Annotated in this window: 21 protein-coding genes and 1 pseudogene; 12 read left to right on the forward strand and 10 right to left on the reverse strand. The window is 67.3% G+C overall.

The window, feature by feature from the left end:
• The first annotated feature begins 63 nt into the window (after positions 1-63).
• From ADT71_RS18080 to ADT71_RS18105, 9 genes are all read left to right on the forward strand, one after another.
• Positions 64-897, forward strand: a complete 834-nt coding sequence (locus tag ADT71_RS18080; protein WP_054439112.1) for an alpha/beta fold hydrolase — start codon at positions 64-66, stop codon at positions 895-897.
• Positions 866-1,882, forward strand: a complete 1,017-nt coding sequence (locus ADT71_RS18085) for a phosphotransferase enzyme family protein (RefSeq protein WP_054439015.1) — start codon at positions 866-868, stop codon at positions 1,880-1,882. The genes ADT71_RS18080 and ADT71_RS18085 overlap by 32 nt, the downstream gene beginning before the upstream one ends.
• A 2-nt stretch (positions 1,883-1,884) precedes the next feature.
• Positions 1,885-2,994, forward strand: a complete 1,110-nt coding sequence (locus ADT71_RS18090) for an MFS transporter (RefSeq protein WP_231636006.1) — start codon at positions 1,885-1,887, stop codon at positions 2,992-2,994.
• The gene (locus tag ADT71_RS34015) at positions 2,964-3,299 is read left to right on the forward strand and encodes a hypothetical protein (RefSeq protein ID WP_231636007.1); all 336 of its coding nucleotides are present in this window, start codon (positions 2,964-2,966) and stop codon (positions 3,297-3,299) included. The genes ADT71_RS18090 and ADT71_RS34015 overlap by 31 nt, the downstream gene beginning before the upstream one ends.
• Positions 3,300-3,368: 69 nt before the next feature.
• Positions 3,369-3,878, forward strand: a complete 510-nt coding sequence (locus ADT71_RS34020) for an alpha/beta fold hydrolase (protein ID WP_054439016.1) — start codon at positions 3,369-3,371, stop codon at positions 3,876-3,878.
• A gap of 41 nt (positions 3,879-3,919) precedes the next feature.
• Positions 3,920-4,078, forward strand: a complete 159-nt coding sequence (locus tag ADT71_RS34025; RefSeq protein WP_231636008.1) for a hypothetical protein — start codon at positions 3,920-3,922, stop codon at positions 4,076-4,078.
• 106 nt (positions 4,079-4,184) lie between these two features.
• The gene (locus tag ADT71_RS34030) at positions 4,185-4,346 is read left to right on the forward strand and encodes an alpha/beta fold hydrolase (RefSeq protein WP_231636009.1); all 162 of its coding nucleotides are present in this window, start codon (positions 4,185-4,187) and stop codon (positions 4,344-4,346) included.
• A 2-nt stretch (positions 4,347-4,348) separates the two neighbouring features.
• The gene (locus ADT71_RS18100) at positions 4,349-4,744 is read left to right on the forward strand and encodes a hypothetical protein (protein WP_132469558.1); all 396 of its coding nucleotides are present in this window, start codon (positions 4,349-4,351) and stop codon (positions 4,742-4,744) included.
• Positions 4,741-5,670, forward strand: a complete 930-nt coding sequence (locus ADT71_RS18105) for an alpha/beta fold hydrolase (RefSeq protein ID WP_231636010.1) — start codon at positions 4,741-4,743, stop codon at positions 5,668-5,670. The genes ADT71_RS18100 and ADT71_RS18105 overlap by 4 nt, the downstream gene beginning before the upstream one ends.
• Before the next feature lie 93 nt (positions 5,671-5,763).
• Here ADT71_RS18105 and ADT71_RS18110 read toward each other — a convergent pair.
• From ADT71_RS18110 to ADT71_RS18125, 4 genes and pseudogenes are all read right to left on the reverse strand, one after another.
• Positions 5,764-6,857: pseudogene (locus ADT71_RS18110) on the reverse strand (LLM class flavin-dependent oxidoreductase).
• Between the two features lie 127 nt (positions 6,858-6,984).
• The gene (locus ADT71_RS18115) at positions 6,985-8,169 is read right to left on the reverse strand and encodes a class I SAM-dependent methyltransferase (protein ID WP_054439019.1); all 1,185 of its coding nucleotides are present in this window, start codon (positions 8,167-8,169) and stop codon (positions 6,985-6,987) included.
• A gap of 22 nt (positions 8,170-8,191) precedes the next feature.
• The gene (locus ADT71_RS18120) at positions 8,192-8,548 is read right to left on the reverse strand and encodes a hypothetical protein (RefSeq protein ID WP_054439114.1); all 357 of its coding nucleotides are present in this window, start codon (positions 8,546-8,548) and stop codon (positions 8,192-8,194) included.
• Between the two features lie 4 nt (positions 8,549-8,552).
• Positions 8,553-9,176: an ureidoglycolate lyase gene (locus ADT71_RS18125; protein ID WP_054439021.1), complete on the reverse strand. Its 624-nt coding sequence runs from the start codon at positions 9,174-9,176 to the stop codon at positions 8,553-8,555.
• 148 nt (positions 9,177-9,324) lie between these two features.
• Here ADT71_RS18125 and ADT71_RS34035 point away from each other — a divergent pair, with 148 nt between their 5' ends.
• Together ADT71_RS34035 and ADT71_RS34040 are read left to right on the forward strand one after the other, a co-directional pair.
• Positions 9,325-10,149 carry an FAD-binding oxidoreductase gene (locus tag ADT71_RS34035; RefSeq protein WP_231636011.1) on the forward strand — a complete coding sequence of 275 codons (825 nt, stop codon included), beginning with the start codon at positions 9,325-9,327 and terminating at the stop codon, positions 10,147-10,149.
• On the forward strand, positions 10,059-10,883 hold the full coding sequence (locus ADT71_RS34040) for an FAD-linked oxidase C-terminal domain-containing protein (protein ID WP_231636012.1): 825 nt from the start codon (positions 10,059-10,061) through the stop codon (positions 10,881-10,883). Before ADT71_RS34035 ends, ADT71_RS34040 begins: the two co-directional genes overlap by 91 nt.
• Positions 10,884-10,955: 72 nt before the next feature.
• Here ADT71_RS34040 and ADT71_RS18135 read toward each other — a convergent pair whose 3' ends face one another.
• The 6 genes from ADT71_RS18135 to ADT71_RS18155 all read right to left on the reverse strand — a co-directional run bounded on the left by ADT71_RS18135 (position 10,956) and on the right by ADT71_RS18155 (position 15,008).
• Positions 10,956-11,699, reverse strand: coding sequence for a serine aminopeptidase domain-containing protein (locus ADT71_RS18135; protein ID WP_231636013.1), 744 nt, complete (start codon positions 11,697-11,699; stop codon positions 10,956-10,958).
• A gap of 34 nt (positions 11,700-11,733) precedes the next feature.
• Positions 11,734-11,880, reverse strand: a complete 147-nt coding sequence (locus ADT71_RS32295; protein ID WP_197283073.1) for a hypothetical protein — start codon at positions 11,878-11,880, stop codon at positions 11,734-11,736.
• Positions 11,881-11,882: 2 nt separating this feature from the next.
• Entirely contained in the window at positions 11,883-12,284 is a 402-nt protein-coding gene (locus ADT71_RS18140) for a cytochrome c family protein (RefSeq protein WP_054439023.1), read from the reverse strand.
• Between the two features lie 189 nt (positions 12,285-12,473).
• Entirely contained in the window at positions 12,474-12,668 is a 195-nt protein-coding gene (locus tag ADT71_RS18145) for a hypothetical protein (RefSeq protein ID WP_054439028.1), read from the reverse strand.
• On the reverse strand, positions 12,665-13,588 hold the full coding sequence (locus ADT71_RS18150; RefSeq protein ID WP_082370431.1) for a DUF3089 domain-containing protein: 924 nt from the start codon (positions 13,586-13,588) through the stop codon (positions 12,665-12,667). Before ADT71_RS18150 ends, ADT71_RS18145 begins: the two co-directional genes overlap by 4 nt.
• Complete coding sequence (locus ADT71_RS18155) at positions 13,581-15,008, reverse strand: MFS transporter (protein ID WP_231636014.1); 1,428 nt, start codon at positions 15,006-15,008, stop codon at positions 13,581-13,583. Before ADT71_RS18155 ends, ADT71_RS18150 begins: the two co-directional genes overlap by 8 nt.
• Before the next feature lie 204 nt (positions 15,009-15,212).
• On the opposite strand from ADT71_RS18155, the gene ADT71_RS18160 reads away from it, so the two are divergent.
• Positions 15,213-17,426, forward strand: a complete 2,214-nt coding sequence (locus ADT71_RS18160; protein ID WP_054439032.1) for a beta-glucosidase — start codon at positions 15,213-15,215, stop codon at positions 17,424-17,426.
• The last annotated feature ends 15 nt before the right edge of the window (positions 17,427-17,441 follow it).

The following is a 17,441-nucleotide window of genomic DNA, read 5'->3' on the forward strand; positions in this document are numbered from 1 at the left end:
CCGAACAGCGGAGATTCCTCTTTGGCCGCGCAAGGTGCGCAAAGCAGCGAGCATTCTGCCTTCATGACCGACACACCCTCGATCCGCCGTGCCTATACCACCTGCCGCCACGGCCAGATGCATTATCGCACTGCCGGGGCCGCACAGGCCGGACGCACGCCCATCGTGCTGCTGCACCAGAACCCCTCGTCTTCCTACGAGTACGAGGCCCTGATCCGCGAACTGGCGACCGACCGGCTCGTGATCTCCTTCGACACGCCGGGCTACGGCATGTCCGACGCGCCGCCCGCGCCGCCGGGGATGGCCGGCTATGCCGCCGCCTTCTCGGACGGGCTCGATGCGCTGGAGGCCGAGGGCGTGCTGACCGGCAAGGTCGATCTCTACGGCTTCCACACCGGCACGCTGCTGTCCTGCGAACTGGCCATCGCCCGCCCGGACAAGGTCCGCGCATTGGGGCTGACCGGCATTCCGATGTTCGATCCGGCCACCCTTGCCGCCAAGCTCGAAGAAGCGCGCAATTTCCCGGAGCCGGACGAAAGCGGCGAAGTGATCCTCGGCCTGCTTGGCAGGCTCTGGGGCTATATCGTCACCAACCGCGATCCCGCACAGCCGCTCGACAAGGCGGTGTGGAACTTCGCCGACAAATCGCGCGTGCTGCACCGTTTCGCCTGGGCCTACAGCGGCGTCTGGTCGTGGGATTTCTCGCGCCTCGGCCTCGTAACCCAGCCTGCCGTGCTCGTGCAGACGGCGGAAGACCTTCTCGAAGTGTCCCTCCAGGCCGCCGCGCGCATGCCGGACTGCCGGGCGGTCCAGCTTCTCGATCTCGACAAAGACATTTTCGATCTTGCCCCGGAGCGTATTGCCCATGAACTGCGTGACTTCCTTGACCGCCTCTGACCTTCCGGTGGCCGAGGTTTCGCACTCGGTCCTCCACCCCGAGTTCATCGCCGCCGAAGTGGCGCGCCGCTATCCCGTCAAGGGCGAGCTGACCTGTTTCCTGCTCTACCGGGGCATGAACGATGTCTATCTCGTGCAGGACGAGGAAGCGAAATACGCCCTGCGCGTCTGGCGCAAGACCTACCGCGACGTTGACGACGTGGCCTACGAACTCGATTTCCTCGACTATCTGCGCGAACAGGGCTTCCCCGCCTCGGTCGGCGTGCCGCAGCATGACGGCAAGCTCTACTTCAAGGTGCTTTCCCCCGAGGGCGAACGCGCCATCGCGCTTTACGACTGGGCGCCGGGCGTGAAGTTCGGAGACCGCCTGTCCGAGGAAACCGCCTTCCGCATCGGCGCCGCCATGGCCCGGATGCACCTGCTCGGCAATGCCTGGGCGGGAGCCGACCACCGGTTCTCGACCGAGACGGCCAAGGACTACAACATCTGCATGCCGGCGCTGATCGACTTCGTCTACGACCGGCCGGACGACTTGCGCGACTATCCGGTGATCGCCGCCAACCTCGACAAGCGGCTCGACGAACTGGCCGCCTCGGGCAAGGTGCCGCTGGGCGTGTGCCACCGCGATTTCCACCCCAGCAACGTCCACGTCGCCGAAGACGGCGGCATCACCCTGCTGGACTTCGACGCCGCGGGCGAGGACTTCCTCATGCAGGACGTGCAGAACTTCGTCTGGGGCAACCTGTTCTACGGCTTCGATCCGAAGATCGGCGAGGCTTTCGAGGACGGCTACCAGTCGGTTCGGCCCTTCACCCCGGAAGAGACCGAGAATACCGAGCTGTTCCTGATGGCCAAGGCCCTGCGCCTGATCGCAGGCATGGCCCATAGCTCGACGGCGGTAGGGCGCGGCACCCTGCGCTTCCGCAACCTCGACTGGCTGGGGGACTATGTGAAGACCCGCGCCCGCGCCTGCGGCCTGCTCTGACCATGAACGGCCCGATCGCGCTCAACAGGGCGGAGGCTGCGGCGATGCCATCGTCCGGCTCCCGCCCGGTGGCGGAAGGCTCGTGGCCGGGCGGAAAATCCGCCTGGGTCATGGTTTTCATGCTGTTCCTGGCAGGGGTGCTCTCGGTCATCGACCGGGCGGCGCTCAACATCCTGGTCGATCCGGTGCGCGCCGATATCGGCATCGGGGACGAGCAGATCGGGCTGTTGCAGGGCCTCGCCTTCGGGCTGTTCTATGCCTTCATGGGCCTGCCGATGGGTCTGCTGGCCGATCGCATCTCCCGCCGCAACCTGATTGTCGCGGGGATCGCGCTGTGGAGCGTGGCGACGATCGGCAGCGGGCTGGCCCAGACGTTCGGCTCGCTGTTCACCGCCCGCCTGCTGGTGGGTCTGGGAGAGGCGGCGCTGGGGCCGGCCGCGATCTCGCTGATCGCGGACCTTTTCTCCCCCGAGCGACGCGGGCGGCCGATCTCGTTCTACATGATGGGAAAGGGCCTCGCGAACGGCGTGGCCATCTCGCTTACCGGCCTCTTGGTGACGGCCGCCGGTGCGGGCGCTTTCCTCGGCCTGCCGCTGATCGGCCACCTCGTGCCCTGGCGGATCGTCTTCGTGGTGTTCGGCGCCGGCGGGCTGCTGGTGGCGCTGGCCCTGCTTGCCTTCACGCGCGAGCCCGTCCGGCAAGTGCAGGCCGCCGCCGGAGCCGTGCCGCGCCTGCCCGGTGCGGCGGAAGCCGCCTATTTCTGGCGCAACCGCCGCGTGCTCCTGCCGCTCTATTTCGGTTTCGCGACCTGCTTCACGGTCGCCTACGGCGGTTCCGCCTGGGCGCCGACGATGCTGCTGCGCGGCTACGGCGCCGATGCCGCGTTCCTCGGCAAGTGGCTGGGGCCGCTCTCGATCCTGTTCTCCGCCATCGGCCCGCTGATCGGCGGAACGATGCTGGACCGCTCGATGCGTCGGGCCGGACGATGGCGCGCTTCGCGATCCTCGCGGTCGCACCGTTGTTCGCCCTGCCCTCGGTCCTGGCGGTGCTGGCGGGAGAACTTCACCTGGCGACAGTGCTGGTGGCCTCTTCGAACGCCGTGTTCTCGGTGATCGGCACGGTCATGTTCGCCACTTTGCAGTCCCTCGTCCCGCCCCGGATGCGCGGCTGCGCGATCTCGCTCACGCTCGTGCTCAACACCATCATCGGCGCCAGCCTCGGCCCGCTGATGGTCGCCAGTGTGACCGAGCGCGTGCTGCACGACCCGGCGCAAGTGGGCTGGTCGATTGCCGTGGTCTGCACGCCGTTCCTGTTGCTGGGCGCCGCGCTCTATGCCGGAGCCGGGCGCGCGATGCGCCGCGCCGCCGCGCGCGGCGACAGCGAATGCGCGCAGCTTCTTTCAAGCGGCGCCAACTGATCGAGACACACAATCCATGGCCGGGCGCAATCGCCCGGCCATGACAGCCTACCCAGGGGGGAAACAGCGATGACGGTCGGTCGAATTCTCAAGACGGCGGGGAGCGCGGTCCTTGCCGTTGTCGTCCTGCTGGCGCTCGTGCTGCTGACGATGCGGCTGGGCTGGTGGAACCCGTCCTATGAAAGCGTAAAGGCGGCGCAGGCTACCGCGCCCTCGACGTTCGAACGCATCGGCACCGCCAATCTCCACATCCGCGACGAAGGTCCGCGCGATGGCCCGGTCGTGGTGATGCTCCACAGCTCGATGACGAACCTGCGCGAATGGGACGGCTGGACCGACGCGCTCAAGGACAAGTACCGGGTGATCCGGTTCGACTGGCCGCCCTACGGCCTCTCGACGGACAGCGCCCCCTCCACCGGGATGCCCGGCGTGGTGGCGCTGCTGGAACAGCTGATGGAGAAGAAGGGCGTCACGCGCTTCGCCCTTGTCGGCACGTCCAGCGGAGCCACGTCTCGACGCTCTACGCTGCGAAGTATCCGCAGAAGGTCACGGCGCTGGCGCTCTCGGCCCTGCCGCTGAAAGCCCCGCCGCCCAGCGATTTCAGCCGCCTGATGTGGGCGATGGTCTGGACCCACGAAACGCTGGTGCCCAATTACTACCCGCGCTTCTACTATCGCCGCGCGCTTTCCGAACTCTACGGCAAGCCCGAACGCCTCACGGATGCGACGGTGGACTGGTACTACCAGACCAACACCCTGCCCGCGGCTTCGCCCGCGTGAAGGACTACTACGAGACAAACAAGAAGGCGGTCTGGGCCAAGGGCGCGGGCGACGACGCGCGCGGGTCAAGGCGCCAATCCTGCTGCAATGGGGTGATGCCGATCCGGTGCTGCCGAAGTACCTCGCCGCCGATGCGGTGAAGGAGTTCTCGGGCACGAAAGTGGACGTGATCCACTATCCCGATCTCGGCCACTACCCGATGCTCGAACTGCCCGGGGAAACCGCAAGGGACCTGCGCGCCTGGCTCGATCGGACGGTGACGAAGTGAGCGTGCCAGATCGAACCGGGCCCGATCTGGCCGGCACCTGGGCCCTCCACGGCGCCACGCTCGGGCCCGATGGCGATACGCTTTACGAATGGGACGGCAGGATGACGCTCGTTCCCGGCGGAGATGCCTTCTCCGTCGCCATCGAGACCACCGGCTTCAAGACCTCCCGCTCGGTGAGCTTCGCCGAGAAGCTCACGCCCCTGCCCTCGGGCGAGTGGCACCTGCGCTATGGCTACGAGGCTGACCCCGAGCATTTCGCCACCGAAAGCCATACCTTCTTCGGCCTTTCACAGCTCACCTTCGCCCCGGACCTTGCAAGCGCGCGGGGCACTTCGTGCAACTACAACGGCCGATACGTCGTCATGGAACTGCAGGCCACGCGGGAGGAACGGACATGAGGCCGATCCGGCTTGCGCGTATCTGCGGGCTCTCGCTGGCCGCCCTGGCGCTGTCTCCCGCCGCCGCGCAGACCGAGCCGGCCCCGCTCGGCGATGCCGCCCTGCGCAGCCGCTATGCGCTGCCCGGCTCGCAATTCGCCGAGATCGACGGGGAAAGCGTCCATTACGTCGTGGAGGGCAAGGGCCCGGCGATCCTGCTGGTCCACGGCTCCTACGCCAGCCTGCGCCAGTGGGACGATTGGGCCGCCAGGCTCTCGCGCCATTACCGGGTGATCCGCTACGACCAGTCTCCCGCCGGACTCTCGGGCCCCAGCCCTGCCGGAGACTATACCATCGAGCACCGCATCCGCGTGATCGACGGATTGATGGACCGGCTGAAGGCAGACCGCTTCGTCATGGTCGCGACATCCAGCGGCGGGCTGCCCGCCGCCGCCTACGCTGCCGCCCGGCCAAAGCGGGTGCGGGCGCTGGTGCTGAACAACATCGCGGCGGGGCCGGTGAAGTTCGACCTCGACGGCCTGCCCCCCGCGCTCAAGGTCGCGCTGGCCGAGGACCGCACCCACCCCGGCTGGCACGCGCCGGAATACTGGCGGCAGATCCTGCTCGCCAATGTCGTCGATCCCGCGCGCATCACTCCCGCGCTGGTGGCCCAGTGGACCGACCTCAACAGCCGCCCCTTGCGCGATCCCGCCATCGGCAAGGCGGTGGCGGCGTCCACGTCCTTCGCGCGAACGCCGGACGACTTGCGCCGGATCACCGCGCCCACGCTGCTGCTCTGGTCCGCCGACGACCACGAAACCACGCTGGAGCGGGACGGTAAACAGGCGCTCGCGCTGCTCGGCAGCACCGACAAATCGCTCGAAGTCATCGACCGCTGCGGCCACATGATGCCTTCGACTGCCCGGATCGGGCTCTCGAACGCATGATGCCCTTCCTCCGCCGCACTGCCAGGTGAAAGGAAAAGGCCGCGCCCCCGTGAAAGGGCGCGGCCTTCGATCCCTCAGGCAAACGGCGCCCGGTCAGGCCGGCACGGGTTCCGCCTCCGCCAGTTCGGCATCGCGCTCGGCCACTTTCGCGCGCAGCAGCGGGATAAGGTCGCGTCCGATGGCGATCACGTCTTCCACCGGATCAAAACCGCGCAGGATGAACGCCGAAACCCCGGCGTCGTAATAGTCCATCAGCGCATCGGCGAGCTGGGCCGGGGTACCGACAAGGGTGCCCGAATTGCTCTGCCCGCCGCGAAGCTGGTTGATGCCGTTCCAGAAGCACTTCTCCAGCCTGTCGCCGCGCGCGGCGAGTTCGGCGGTGCGCTTGAACCCGTCGGCCTTCACGGCGGCGGTGTTCGGCGCCAGCTTGCCCATATTGGCGGCCACTGCCTCGCGGATCTCGTCGGCGCGGGCCCATGCCGCTTCCTCGCTATCGGCGATAACAATGCGGATCGACATCAGGAAGCGCGGGGAGCGACCATGCGGCGCGGCGGCCTCGCGCACCTTGGCGACCACTTCGGTCATCCCTGCCACCGTATCGGAGAGAGTGGCGAAAGTATCGCAATACTCGCCCGCCACTTCGAGCGCTGCCGGACTCATCCCGCCGAAATAGACCGGCACCGTGCCCTGCGTGGGCTTGATCGCTGCAAAACCGCCGTTGAAGCGGAACCACTTGTCCTCATGATCGACGGGCTTTTCGCTGGTCCATATCCGGCGCAGCACCGAGATGTACTCCTTCGCGCGGTCGTAGCGCTCCACCTTGGTCCGGTAATCGCCGTCGGCCTGCGTTTCCTCGTCGCTGGCGGCGGTGATGATGTGGACGCCGACGCGGCCCGGCATCAACCGGTCAAGCGTGGCCAGCATCCGCGCGGCCATGGTCGGCGGGATGAAGCCCGGCCGGTGCGCCAGCATCACGCGAGCCGCGTCGTGTTCGCGGCGACATATCCGGCGATGGTGAAGTTGTCCGGCATGATCGCGGCATTGGCGACCAGCACCTTGTCATAGCCCCATGCGTCATGGAGGCGCGCCATCCGCGCGATGCCTTCGGGATCGAACGTCTCGAAGGGAACGGGATGCGTTTCGCTCGAAATGTTGTGGTTGAGCAGACCGTTTATCTCGACCGGCATGAGGCTCGAAGCCCTCCTCTATAGTGCTGAAGGCCGAAGTCTATGCCCGGCTGTATCGGCGCAAAGCCGCCGCTTTTCGGTATCCGACAGGTGGAACGGGGGGTGCCGTCCCACCTGCCCGGAAAGGTCACTTGGTAGCCGAGCAGGCGTACCAGCTGCCGATCATCGCCCGGCCTTCGGGGTGGCCTTCGGTGAAGAAGTCCGCCCGGTCGGGCTTGAGGAAGAACGTGCCCTTGCGGTAGCCGACCATGACTTCTTCAGGGTCGAAACCGGCATCCACCGCGACCTTCATCCAGTCGGTACGCGCCAGCGAGGTCATGAACGGTTCGTTGTTGTAGTGGCTTTCGAAGTCGCAGCGCATCTGGTCCCAAAGCGAGAGATGCTCATGGCGCGGCGGCACATCCACGTGGCACATGATCCCGCCTTTGCGCAGCAGGCGGTGGCTCTCCTTGAAGATGCCGCGCATGCCCTTGGCCGAAGTCTCGTGGAGCACGGCGGAAGAGCAGACCAGATCGAAGCTCTCGTCCTCGAAGTCGGTATGCTCGGCGTCCTGCTGGCTGAAGTGGATCGCCGCGCCCATCGCCTCGGCGCGGGCATGGCCGTAGCGCAGCATCGGCGCGCCCACGTCGAGCGCGAAGACTTCCGCATCGGGGAAAGCCTGCGCAATCGCCACGGTCGAATGGCCGACCGAACAGCCGAGATCGAGGATGCGCCGGGGCTTGAAGTCCGGGTAGAAGTCCTGGACATGGCTGGCGAGCGTGTGCCCGCGTCCGTCGTTCTTCCAGCCGCCGTTGAGATTGCGGAGGTACGTGGAAGCGAACCGGTCGTAGAGCGCGCCGGCGCGGAAATCGCCCGCGGCGGTGTCGACCGTGTAGCTGCCCGGCATGCGGTGATGATCGAAGGACGAGATGTAGCGCGGGATCGCAAGGTCCGGATTCAGGCGCAGGCTGCCCTTGGGCTCCGCCACTTGCGCCTCGACCTTGGCCGAAAGGTCGTCAAACTGGCGGTCGATCGCACCGTCGAGCGAAAGCCAGATGCGGTCCTGATAGAACAGCGAGAGCGTCAGCCAGTACTGGTGCAGCGGATGGGCTTCCAGCGCCCCGCGAACCTGGGTGCTGGAGGTCGGCTTGCTGCCGGTCTTCTTCTCGATCTCCGGGACGATAACCTCGTCCAGCAGGCGACGGTCGAGCGGGTCCATGTTCTGGCTGGTCCAGGCGCGCATGGCGAGGAAGTGGTCCTCCATCGCCTGCTCGTCATGGTTGGACTGCGGCATGACCGCATGACCGAAATGTTCCTGGCGGTACTGTTCCATGTCTTGGGGCTCCCGTTCCGGATTAATCGCGGGTCACGGCGTCGAGGACGCCTTCATAATCGTGCTGGTCGGCCAGTGCCTCGGGCATCAGCTTGTCGCGGGCGGTGCCCAGCACGCGCTCGTAAATCCCTTGCCGGTAGGCGCCGCGATAGGCGCGCGCCTCGGCGTCCGGGGCGAATGTGTCGATATCAGCGGGGCCGTGCAAGCCCGCGGCCTTGAGCAGGCGCTCGTTCGCGTCGAGCCGGTCCTTCAGCACGACGACCTCGCCCATCAGCGCCAGCACCAGTCCCGCGAGGGCGTCCACCGTCCCGCTTTCGAAAACCACCGGCTGGCTGCCCTTCGACCGCGCCTTGCGGTCAAGGTTCATGCGCTCTGCCATCACGTCACTCCATCAGTTCGAAACGGAACAGGTTGCCGGTGCGGGCAACGATGTCCTTCTTGTCGAGATCGGGGCCGTGCGCCTCTTCGGTCACGGCATCCTTGGCCTTCAGATCATAGCCGGACTGGCTGGAGAGGATCACGACGAGGTCGGTCCCGTCCTCCACCGCGAAGGGAAACTCGTGCCATGTGCCAAGGTGCATGGCGAAGCCCGCCGTCCCGTCGAAACGGAAGGCGCGCACTTGCGAAAGGTCGGGAAGCTCGCCCTCGCTCGGCGGCGCCATGACCGCCACGAAAGGCTTGCCGCCAAGCGGCAGGAATGCCTGGGTATGCTGGAAATGGCGCTCCATGTAGCGCACCTCGCCGGGGCGGCGATCCATCTGGGCCAGCGTGAGTTCCACCGGATGTTCGCAGAGGAAACGGGCGGGGTAGCTCATCTTCACCGCGCCCTTGTAGAAATCGACCGAAACCGGCTTTACCGGCGCATCGCGGCCGATCACCGCACCGAACGGCGCCAGCGCCTCGGGCGTGGCGGGTTCGACCGCAAGCTCGATCACGGTGCATTCAGGCGTTGAACTGCGTTTTGCGTGGTCATGGATGCCCTCTGCCGCCTTTGTCCGCCCGATCATGCGCCCCGGAAAGGAGATTCGAGCAGGGATCGAACTGTTTGATCGCTGGCCGGATAGCCGCAGGGTGGATAGGCTGGCGCCGGGCGGTCGCGGGGGCTGGCGGGAATGGTCAAGCCTAGCGGCCGATATGGAAAATTCGGGTATTCTGATGAGCAGCGCGATTGTCGAGGAACAAGTGGTTTCTGCCCTGGTGAAGGCACTGGGAGCCGATGCCGTGATCCATGAGGGCGAGGCGCTCGCCTACTTCTCGAACGACGTCTATCGCGGCGGGGCCGCGCCCAAGGCGGTTGTCCGCCCGGCCGATGTGAAAGCGCTTCAGGAGGCCGTGCGCATCTGTGCGGCGGCCGGGGTCGCCATGGTCCCGCGCGGCGGCGGTGCATCCTATACCGACGCCTATCTCCTGCCCGAGGGCGGTCACGTCCTGATCGACACCGGCGCGCTCGACACGATCGAGATCGACGAACGCAACGCCGTCGTCACGGTCGGCGCGGGGGTCACGTGGATGGCGCTCAAGGCCGCGCTTGACGCCAAGGGCCTGCGCACGCCGTTCTGGGGGCCGTTTTCCGGCATCGCCGCCACCGTGGGCGGCAGCATGAGCCAGAACACGCTGAGCCACGGCAGCACCGCGCACGGCATCTCGGCACAGTCGGTCCTGTCGATGGACGTGGTGCTGGCGAGCGGGGAAATGCTCTCGACCAGCGCCAGTTCGGCCATGCGCTTCTACGGGCCGGACCTCACCGGCCTGTTCACGGGCGACTGCGGGATTTTCGGCATCAAGGCACGCATTCGCCTGCCGCTGCTGCCGGTCCTGCCGCATTTCGAATGCCTGAGCTTCGCGTTCGAAAGCTTCGCGGACTATCACGCCGCCTCGCGCGAGCGGCCATGGCGCGGCTGGACGATTCCCACTTCGGCCTCGACCTTGCCCTGTCGCAAGGGCAGATCGGCCGCCAGGAAGGCATGGGCGCGCGCCTGAAGATCGCCGCCGAGGTGATGCGCAAGGCGCCGGACAAGATGAAGGGCCTTGCCCAGCTCGTCCGCATGGCGCTGGCGGGCGAGAACCCGATGCGCGCGGGCGCCTACATGTGCCACTTCATCATCGAGGGGTTCGATGCCGACGAGGCGGCGCACAAGGCCAGGATCCTGCGCCGGATGCTGGCCCGGCACGGCCGCGAGATCGCCAACTCGATCCCGACTTTCGTCCACTCGGTGCCCTTCGCGCCGCTGTTCAACGTGCTCGGCCCCGGCGGCGAGCGCTGGGTGCCGATCCACGGCGTGCTCGCCCACGACCAGGCCGTGCCGTTCGACGCCGCGTTCAAGAACCTGATCGCCGGTCGCAAGGCGGAAATGGACCGTCTCGGCGTCTGGACCGGCACGATGTTCTCCCCGGTCGGCGCCACCGGCTTCCTTTACGAAGTGGCGCTTTACTGGCCGGATGACCGCACCGCCTATCACCGCACGGTATTGGGCGCGGAATACCTGTCCCAGCAGCCGCAGTTCCCCGCCAACGCGGAATCGCGCGCCTATGCGGACGATCTCAAGCAGGCGATCGTCGCGCTGATGCAGGAATACGGCGCCGGGCACTTCCAGCTCGGCCGGGCCTATCCCTACCGCCAGCGGCTGTCTCCCCAGGCGCTCTCCCTACTGGGCGCGGTAAAGCGGGAACTCGATCCGAAGGGACTGATGAACCCCGGCGCGCTCGGGCTCTGAAACCGCCGAAACCCACAAAAAACGCCCCGGAAACGAATTCCGGGCGTTTTTCAACGAGAATGGCGAAGAGCCTCAGCGCTTCATGAGGCGCGCCGGCAGGGCTTCCGTCACCAGCCTGTCGAGACGGCGGCGCGCCCTTGCGCTTCCCCCGCCGAAGCCTTCGAGGAACAGCGCGGCACGCTCGACCGCCAGCTTCAGGGCCGCCAGTTGCGGCGGTCCCGGCTGCGAGAAATCGCAGATAGCGCCGCCGAAGTAGTGGTTGGCCCCTTCGAGCACGAGGCCATAGCGATCACCCCCCACAGCAGCGGCAGTGAACGGCGCGAGGTGGCCCTTCCAGCCATCGGCGGCCATCCCCGGCATCAGGTCAAGCGTACCCGTCTGGACCAGCGCGGGCACCGACAGCGCGCCGTAGCCCGCCTCGGTCACGAGGACAGGGATCGGCGGCGGAGGCGAGAAGGCGATCACCGCCCTTGCAAGGCGCGGCACCAGCGGCGCTTGCAGCCCTTCCGGCAGGACCGGCTGCGCACCGCCCAGCATCGTCGCGACGAGGCCGCCATAGGAATGGCCCGCCGCCACGAACGGCGCATCGCCGATATGGGAAACGAGCGCGCGCATATCCTCGATACGCGCCTTCCAGCTTGCAAGTCCCTGGTACTGCGCGGTTTGCGGGTGCTCGCGCGAATCCACGTGAAGCGGTGCGAGCACCCGCCACCCTGCTGCGACCCAGGGCCCTATGATCGGATCGTAGTATGCAGGGGCCGATCCCGCCCCGTGCGAGAACAGGATCACCCGCGCGGGCTGCCCTGCGGCCGCCATTCGGTGATGGAAACCGCGCGGCCTTCCGGCGTCTTCAGCTCGATGACCGCAGGCTGCGGCATCGGCTTTGGCGGGGAGGCGCCAGCGCGCGTCCGGCCACGGCCAGTCCCGCCGCCGCGACGGAACCGGCCAGCAGCGACCGGCGCGATACCGCAAGGCCCGTCTCCACGATCCGCGTCACGTTCAGGGCGCCGGCTTCTTGAGGTAGGCGATCACGGCCTTGCGGTCTTCCGGCTTGGGAAGCCCGGCGAAGACCATCGAGGTGCCGGGAACCACGCTGGCCGGACGGGTCAGCCACTTGTCGAGCGTGGCATCGTTCCAGGTCACGCCGGACTTGGTCATGGCTGCCGAATAGCGGAAGCCCTTCACCGTGCCGGATTTCTTGCCGACCACGCCCGACAGATTCGGTCCCACCTTGTTCGCACCTCCGGCATTCACCGTGTGGCAGGCCATGCAGCGCATGAAGATGCGCTTGCCTGCCGCGGCGTCAGTCGCCGGCGGCGCGGCCGAAACGCTTGCCGGAATCGCCGCCATGGCAGCGAAGGCGGCCGCGGCCAGTGCCGGAAGGATGATCTGTCTGGTCATGTCTAACTGCCTACCCTTTGGAATGCGTCATTATCGCTCCGGCCGGGATGCCCGGACGCCTTCTCTGCTTGGAAGGCTGCCCATCGGGTCCGCCGGGGCCCGTTCTTTCCAGTCATCCTCCAACCTAGGACGTAAACGCGAACTCTGCCCGATACGCAGCGCCGACTATCCGCCTTGCGGACAGGCCGTTCAGCGATGCGCCTTGAGCCAGGCCGAGGCGCGCAGGGCCGCATTGGCGCGGATGTCCGCATAGAACAGCGCGAAATCGTAATAGTGAAGGCTTCCGCCCGCCATCGGCCTCACATCGAGCCCCGGCGCCGGATAGGTCACGGCAAGCCCCTGCTCGCACCGCACGGCCACCGCGCCGGGTCGCAGCGGCTTCATCGCGCCGAAACCGGGCTGCCCGGAACCGCGCCGCGTGCCTGCGCCGAAAGCGCGGCGGGGCGGGACCGGTCGAAAGTCACCGGGTTGATGCAGAGCGGGCGCTTGCCGGGAACGTCGCCATATCTGTCGACGAAGGCCTTTTCGTAAGCGGCGACGATGGGCGCAAGGTTGGCGCCAGCCTCAACCGCATTCCATTGCAGCGCGCATCCGGTCTGCGCGGGCCTGTCGCAAACGGGGACATGCCTGTACCGCAGGCCGAACTCGCCTTCGGAAAGATTGATGCCCACGATGTAGGCCGCCACCATGCGCTGCTGCAGCGGCGTGCCGTCGATCCGCCGTTCCAGCAGGTCGGCGATGTGCTTGGCGCCCTGGCTGTGTCCGGCGATGATGAAGGGCCGACCATCGCCGACATGGGCGAGGAACCAGTCGAACGCGCGCTCCACGTCGGAATAGGCAAGCGCAAAGGCGGCATCCCGGTGCGCGGGGTCCATCAGCGCCTTGTAGCTGGCCGCCCGGTATCGCGGCGCCCAGATCCGGCAGCAGGCCCCGAACGCGCTGGCTTGCCGGGCCACCGCGCTCTCGTCCGTCCAGGTGCTGGCGGCGACGTCGGCAGGGTCCTGGTTCCACGCGGTCTGGCTGCGGAAGGTGGTGGGATGGACATAGAACACATCCACCCCCGGAGCCTGCGCGACCGGCGCGGCGCCCTCGGGCAAGGCCGCCGCCGGGCCGGGACCGGCAGGGCCGGCGGCCCAGTTCCCGGCGACAGCGTAATCGGGTGCGGGCGGCGCGAGCGCGGCGATGTCATCCTGCGGTGCGGCGCGGACCGGACCGGACCAGCACAGCAGCACCGATATGAGGCCTGCTGCGGATCTTGCCGCCGACCGTGCCCTCAGCCGGGCAGCGCGGCCGCGCTCACGCATCGGCGGGCAGCCGGTAGCGCGAGAACACAAGGAGGCTGACGAGCTGGGTCCCAGCCGGGATCAGGCTGTAGAGCAGGACGATGCCGGTGATCGCATGGGGCGTCTGCGTCACCGCTCCGCCGGTAGAGGATACGAAGCCGAACGCACTCATCACAAGGCCCGCGACGACCGGGCCGAGCGCAAAGGAGAGCTTTTCCATGGCCGAGAACAGTCCGGCGAAGACGCCTTCGTTGGCAATGCCCTTGCGGCGGCGTTCGTAATCGATCGTATCGGTGAGCATCGAGAGCGAGAGCATGACGAACGCCGAGTTCACTACGCCGATCACCGCGCCGCGCACCAGCACCAGAACGTGCTGCGTGCCCAGCGCGCCCACGCCGGGAATGTTCACCAGCACATCGGTGGCCGGGTGGACGAAGAACCAGGTTACCGTCACCATCGCCCATGCGGCGGAGGCGATGACGTAAGTGCGCTCCTTGCCCCAGCGGCGCGAAAGCGCGAGCCAGAGCGGCTGCGCGAGAATACCCGCGATCGCCATGACGAGGATGAACAGCGGCACGATCCAGATCGCCTGGATCGCATAGAGATAGATGAAGCCGATCACGGTATAGCCCGAAGCCTGCCCGATGTTCTGGATCAGGCAGGTTGCCAGCAGCACCAGATAGGGCCGGTTGCCCTTGATCGCGCCAAGCTGGCTCAAGAGGCTGCCCGGCGCGGCATCGTCGCGGATCATCGGCACGCGGGCGAGGCCCAGCGCGGTCACCAGCATCGTGCCGAGGCACACTGCGCCCAGCACCAGTGCCATCACCGTCCAGCCATGCGCGCCGCCGCCCAGCGCATAGATCAGCGGCTGCGCCACGCCCACGCCCACCAGCACGCCCAGCGTCGAGAAGACCATGCGCCAGACCATGATGCGCGTGCGTTCGTGCGGATCGTGCGACAGCGCCGCCGCAATCGCGAGATAGGGCACGGAGAACATCGAGAAGGCGGTGGAGGCGAGGAAAAACAGGAAGCAGGTGATCGCCGCCGAAAGCAGCGGGCTGGAACTCTCGGTCAGCGTGAACAGCGCCACGAAGCCGAGGCTGGTGAGAACCGCTCCCGCGACGAGGAAGGGCGCGCGCCCGTGCTTTCCGCGCAGCCGGTCGGACCAGGCGCCGACCAGCGGATCGCAGACGATCAACCAGAGCTTGGGGATGAGCACGACCAGCCCCGCCAGCCAGGCCTCTACGCCGAGCATGGTGGTGAGGAACAGCGGCAGCAGTACCGCGGGGGTATCGCGGAAGATCTGCGCCCCGAGCTGGCCGGTGCCATAGCGCAGGAGGACGGAGGTGCCGACCCTGTCGTCATGCCCCGCCGGTGGCTGCGGGAGGATTGTCTGCTCGACATGGTGGGCATGCGCTTCCCGAATCTTGTTTTGGTGCACTGCAACATGCGACGGAGCGCCCGCTCCGTCCATGGGATATTCATGCCATTGACCTTTGCCGCATCGCGGCAATTGCGCGGTTTATCCACCAGACGGACGTGGCGGTCCGCTGCGTGGACACCCTTCGGCAGCGATCCATGGTGGCCGCGAAGCCCCGAGACCCGAATTTCGGGGCGATCCTCCCTCTCCTGGAGACCTTCCGCAATGATTTCCCGCCTGCTCGCCTGCACAGCCGTTTCACTGGTTATCGCCGCGCCCGCGCCCGCAGCCGAACGCGACAGCCGCGCCATCGACCTTGCGGCCGCACAGAAGCGCGCGGGCGAAACGGTTTCCCGCATGTCCGCGCAGGAAAAGGTGGTCATCACTCACGGCATCATGCCCCTGCCCGGCGGCGGCCCGAAAGTGGAGATCCCGGCCGAAGCGATCATCGGCGCGGGCTACATTCCCGGCGTTGCCCGGCTCGGCATTCCGCACTTGCGGGAAACCGATGCCAGCCTCGGCGTGAGCTGGGTGATGGGCGCGCGCAAGGACTGGTCCACCGCCCTGCCCTCGGCCGTGGCGCAGGCGGCAAGCTGGAACCCCGCACTGGTCGAGCGCGGCGGCGCGATGATCGGCTCGGAAGCGCGGGCCAAGGGCTTCAACGTCCTTCTTGCAGGCGGCGTGAACCTGGCCCGCGATCCGCGCAACGGGCGGACTTTCGAATACTTCTCGGAAGACCCGCTGCTGTCCGGCGTGCTGGCGGGCGCGGCGATCCGGGGCGTGCAATCCAACCATATCATCTCCACCATCAAGCACTTCGCGCTCAACGGGCAGGAAACCGGCCGCAAGTACGTGGACGTGAAGATCGCGCCCGCCGCCGCCCATGAAAGCGACCTGCTGGCCTTCCAGATCGGCATCGAGCAGGGCCAGCCGGGCTCGGTCATGTGCGCCTACAACCGCGTTCACGGGGCGCAGGCCTGCTCCAGCGACTGGCTGCTCAACAAGGTGCTCAAGCAGGAATGGGGCTACAAGGGCTTCGTCATGTCGGACTGGGGAGCCGTGCCCTCGATCGACGCGGCGATGAACGGGCTTGACCAGCAATCGGGCGACCAGCTCGATCCGGGCGTGTTCTTCGGCGCGAAGCTGGCCGAAAAGGCCGCGTCCGATCCGGCATGGGCCGCCCGGCTCGATGACATGAACACCCGTATCCTGACCGCCGTCTATGCCGCCGGGCTGGACAGCCATCCCGCAGAGCCCGGCGGCGTGATAGACTGGCCCGCCCATGCCGCTATTGCCGAGGAGGTCGCCAAGCAGGGCATCGTCCTGCTGAAAAACGAAGGCCATGTGCTGCCGCTGGCCAGTACCGCGAAGTCCATCGCGGTCATCGGCGGGTATGCCGACGGCGGCGTACTTTCGGGCGCCGGGTCGAGCCAGGTCATGGGCGAAGGCGGGCCTGCGGTGAAGCTGCCGGTGGCAGGGTCGGGCGTATGGGCCGGGTTCATCTCGGAATCCTACCACCGCTCCAGCCCGATGGCGGCGATCAAGGCGCAGGCGCCGGGCGCCGCCGTGCTCTACCGCCAGGGTCAGTACATCAAGGACGCGGCCGAACTGGCCGCGCGTTCGGAAGTGGCCATCGTCTTCGCCACCCAGTGGATGACCGAAGGGCTGGACGTGCCGGACCTGTCGCTGCCGCGCGGACAGGATGCGCTGATCGAGGCAGTTGCCGCCGCCAATCCGAATACCATCGTCGTGCTCGAAACCGGAGGCCCGGTGAAGATGCCCTGGCTGGGCAAGGTCAGGGGCGTGATCGAGGCGTGGTATCCCGGCGCGCGCGGCGGCGAGGCAATCGCTTCGGTGCTGTTCGGCGAAACCAACCCCTCGGGCCGCCTGCCGATCACTTTCCCGGCCGACGAGAGCCAGCTTCCCCGCCCCCGCCTGGACGGGAGCGACTGGGTGGAGCCGGACTTCGGCGGCAATCCGAAGGGAGGCAAGGACAAGCTGCCCGCAGACTACGACATCGAAGGTTCGGACCTCGGCTATCGCTGGTTCGCCCGCACAGCGGTCCGGCCGCTGTTCCCCTTCGGCCACGGGCTCAGCTACACCGCGTTCGCGCAAGGCAAGCCGGTGATCAAGGGTTCCGCCGCGCGCGTCACCGTGACCAACACCGGCGCGCGGGCAGGTGCGGACGTGGTACAGCTCTACCTGACCGACCGGGCAGGAGAGACGAAACGCCGTCTCGTCGGCTTCGGCCGCGTGGAACTGGCGCCGGGCGCCTCGGGCGAAGTGGCGATGACGATCGACCCGCGCCTGCTGGCGGACTGGAAGGATGGAAGCTGGACGATCCCGGCGGGCCGTTACGCTTTCGCGGTGGGCACCGATGCCGAGCATCTGGGCGCGCCGGTGACCGTGACGATGAAAGCGCGCCGCTGGAAGGACTGAAGCCAGAAGGCAGGC

This window comes from Novosphingobium sp. ST904 (assembly GCF_001298105.1).
Lineage (GTDB): Bacteria > Pseudomonadota > Alphaproteobacteria > Sphingomonadales > Sphingomonadaceae > Novosphingobium.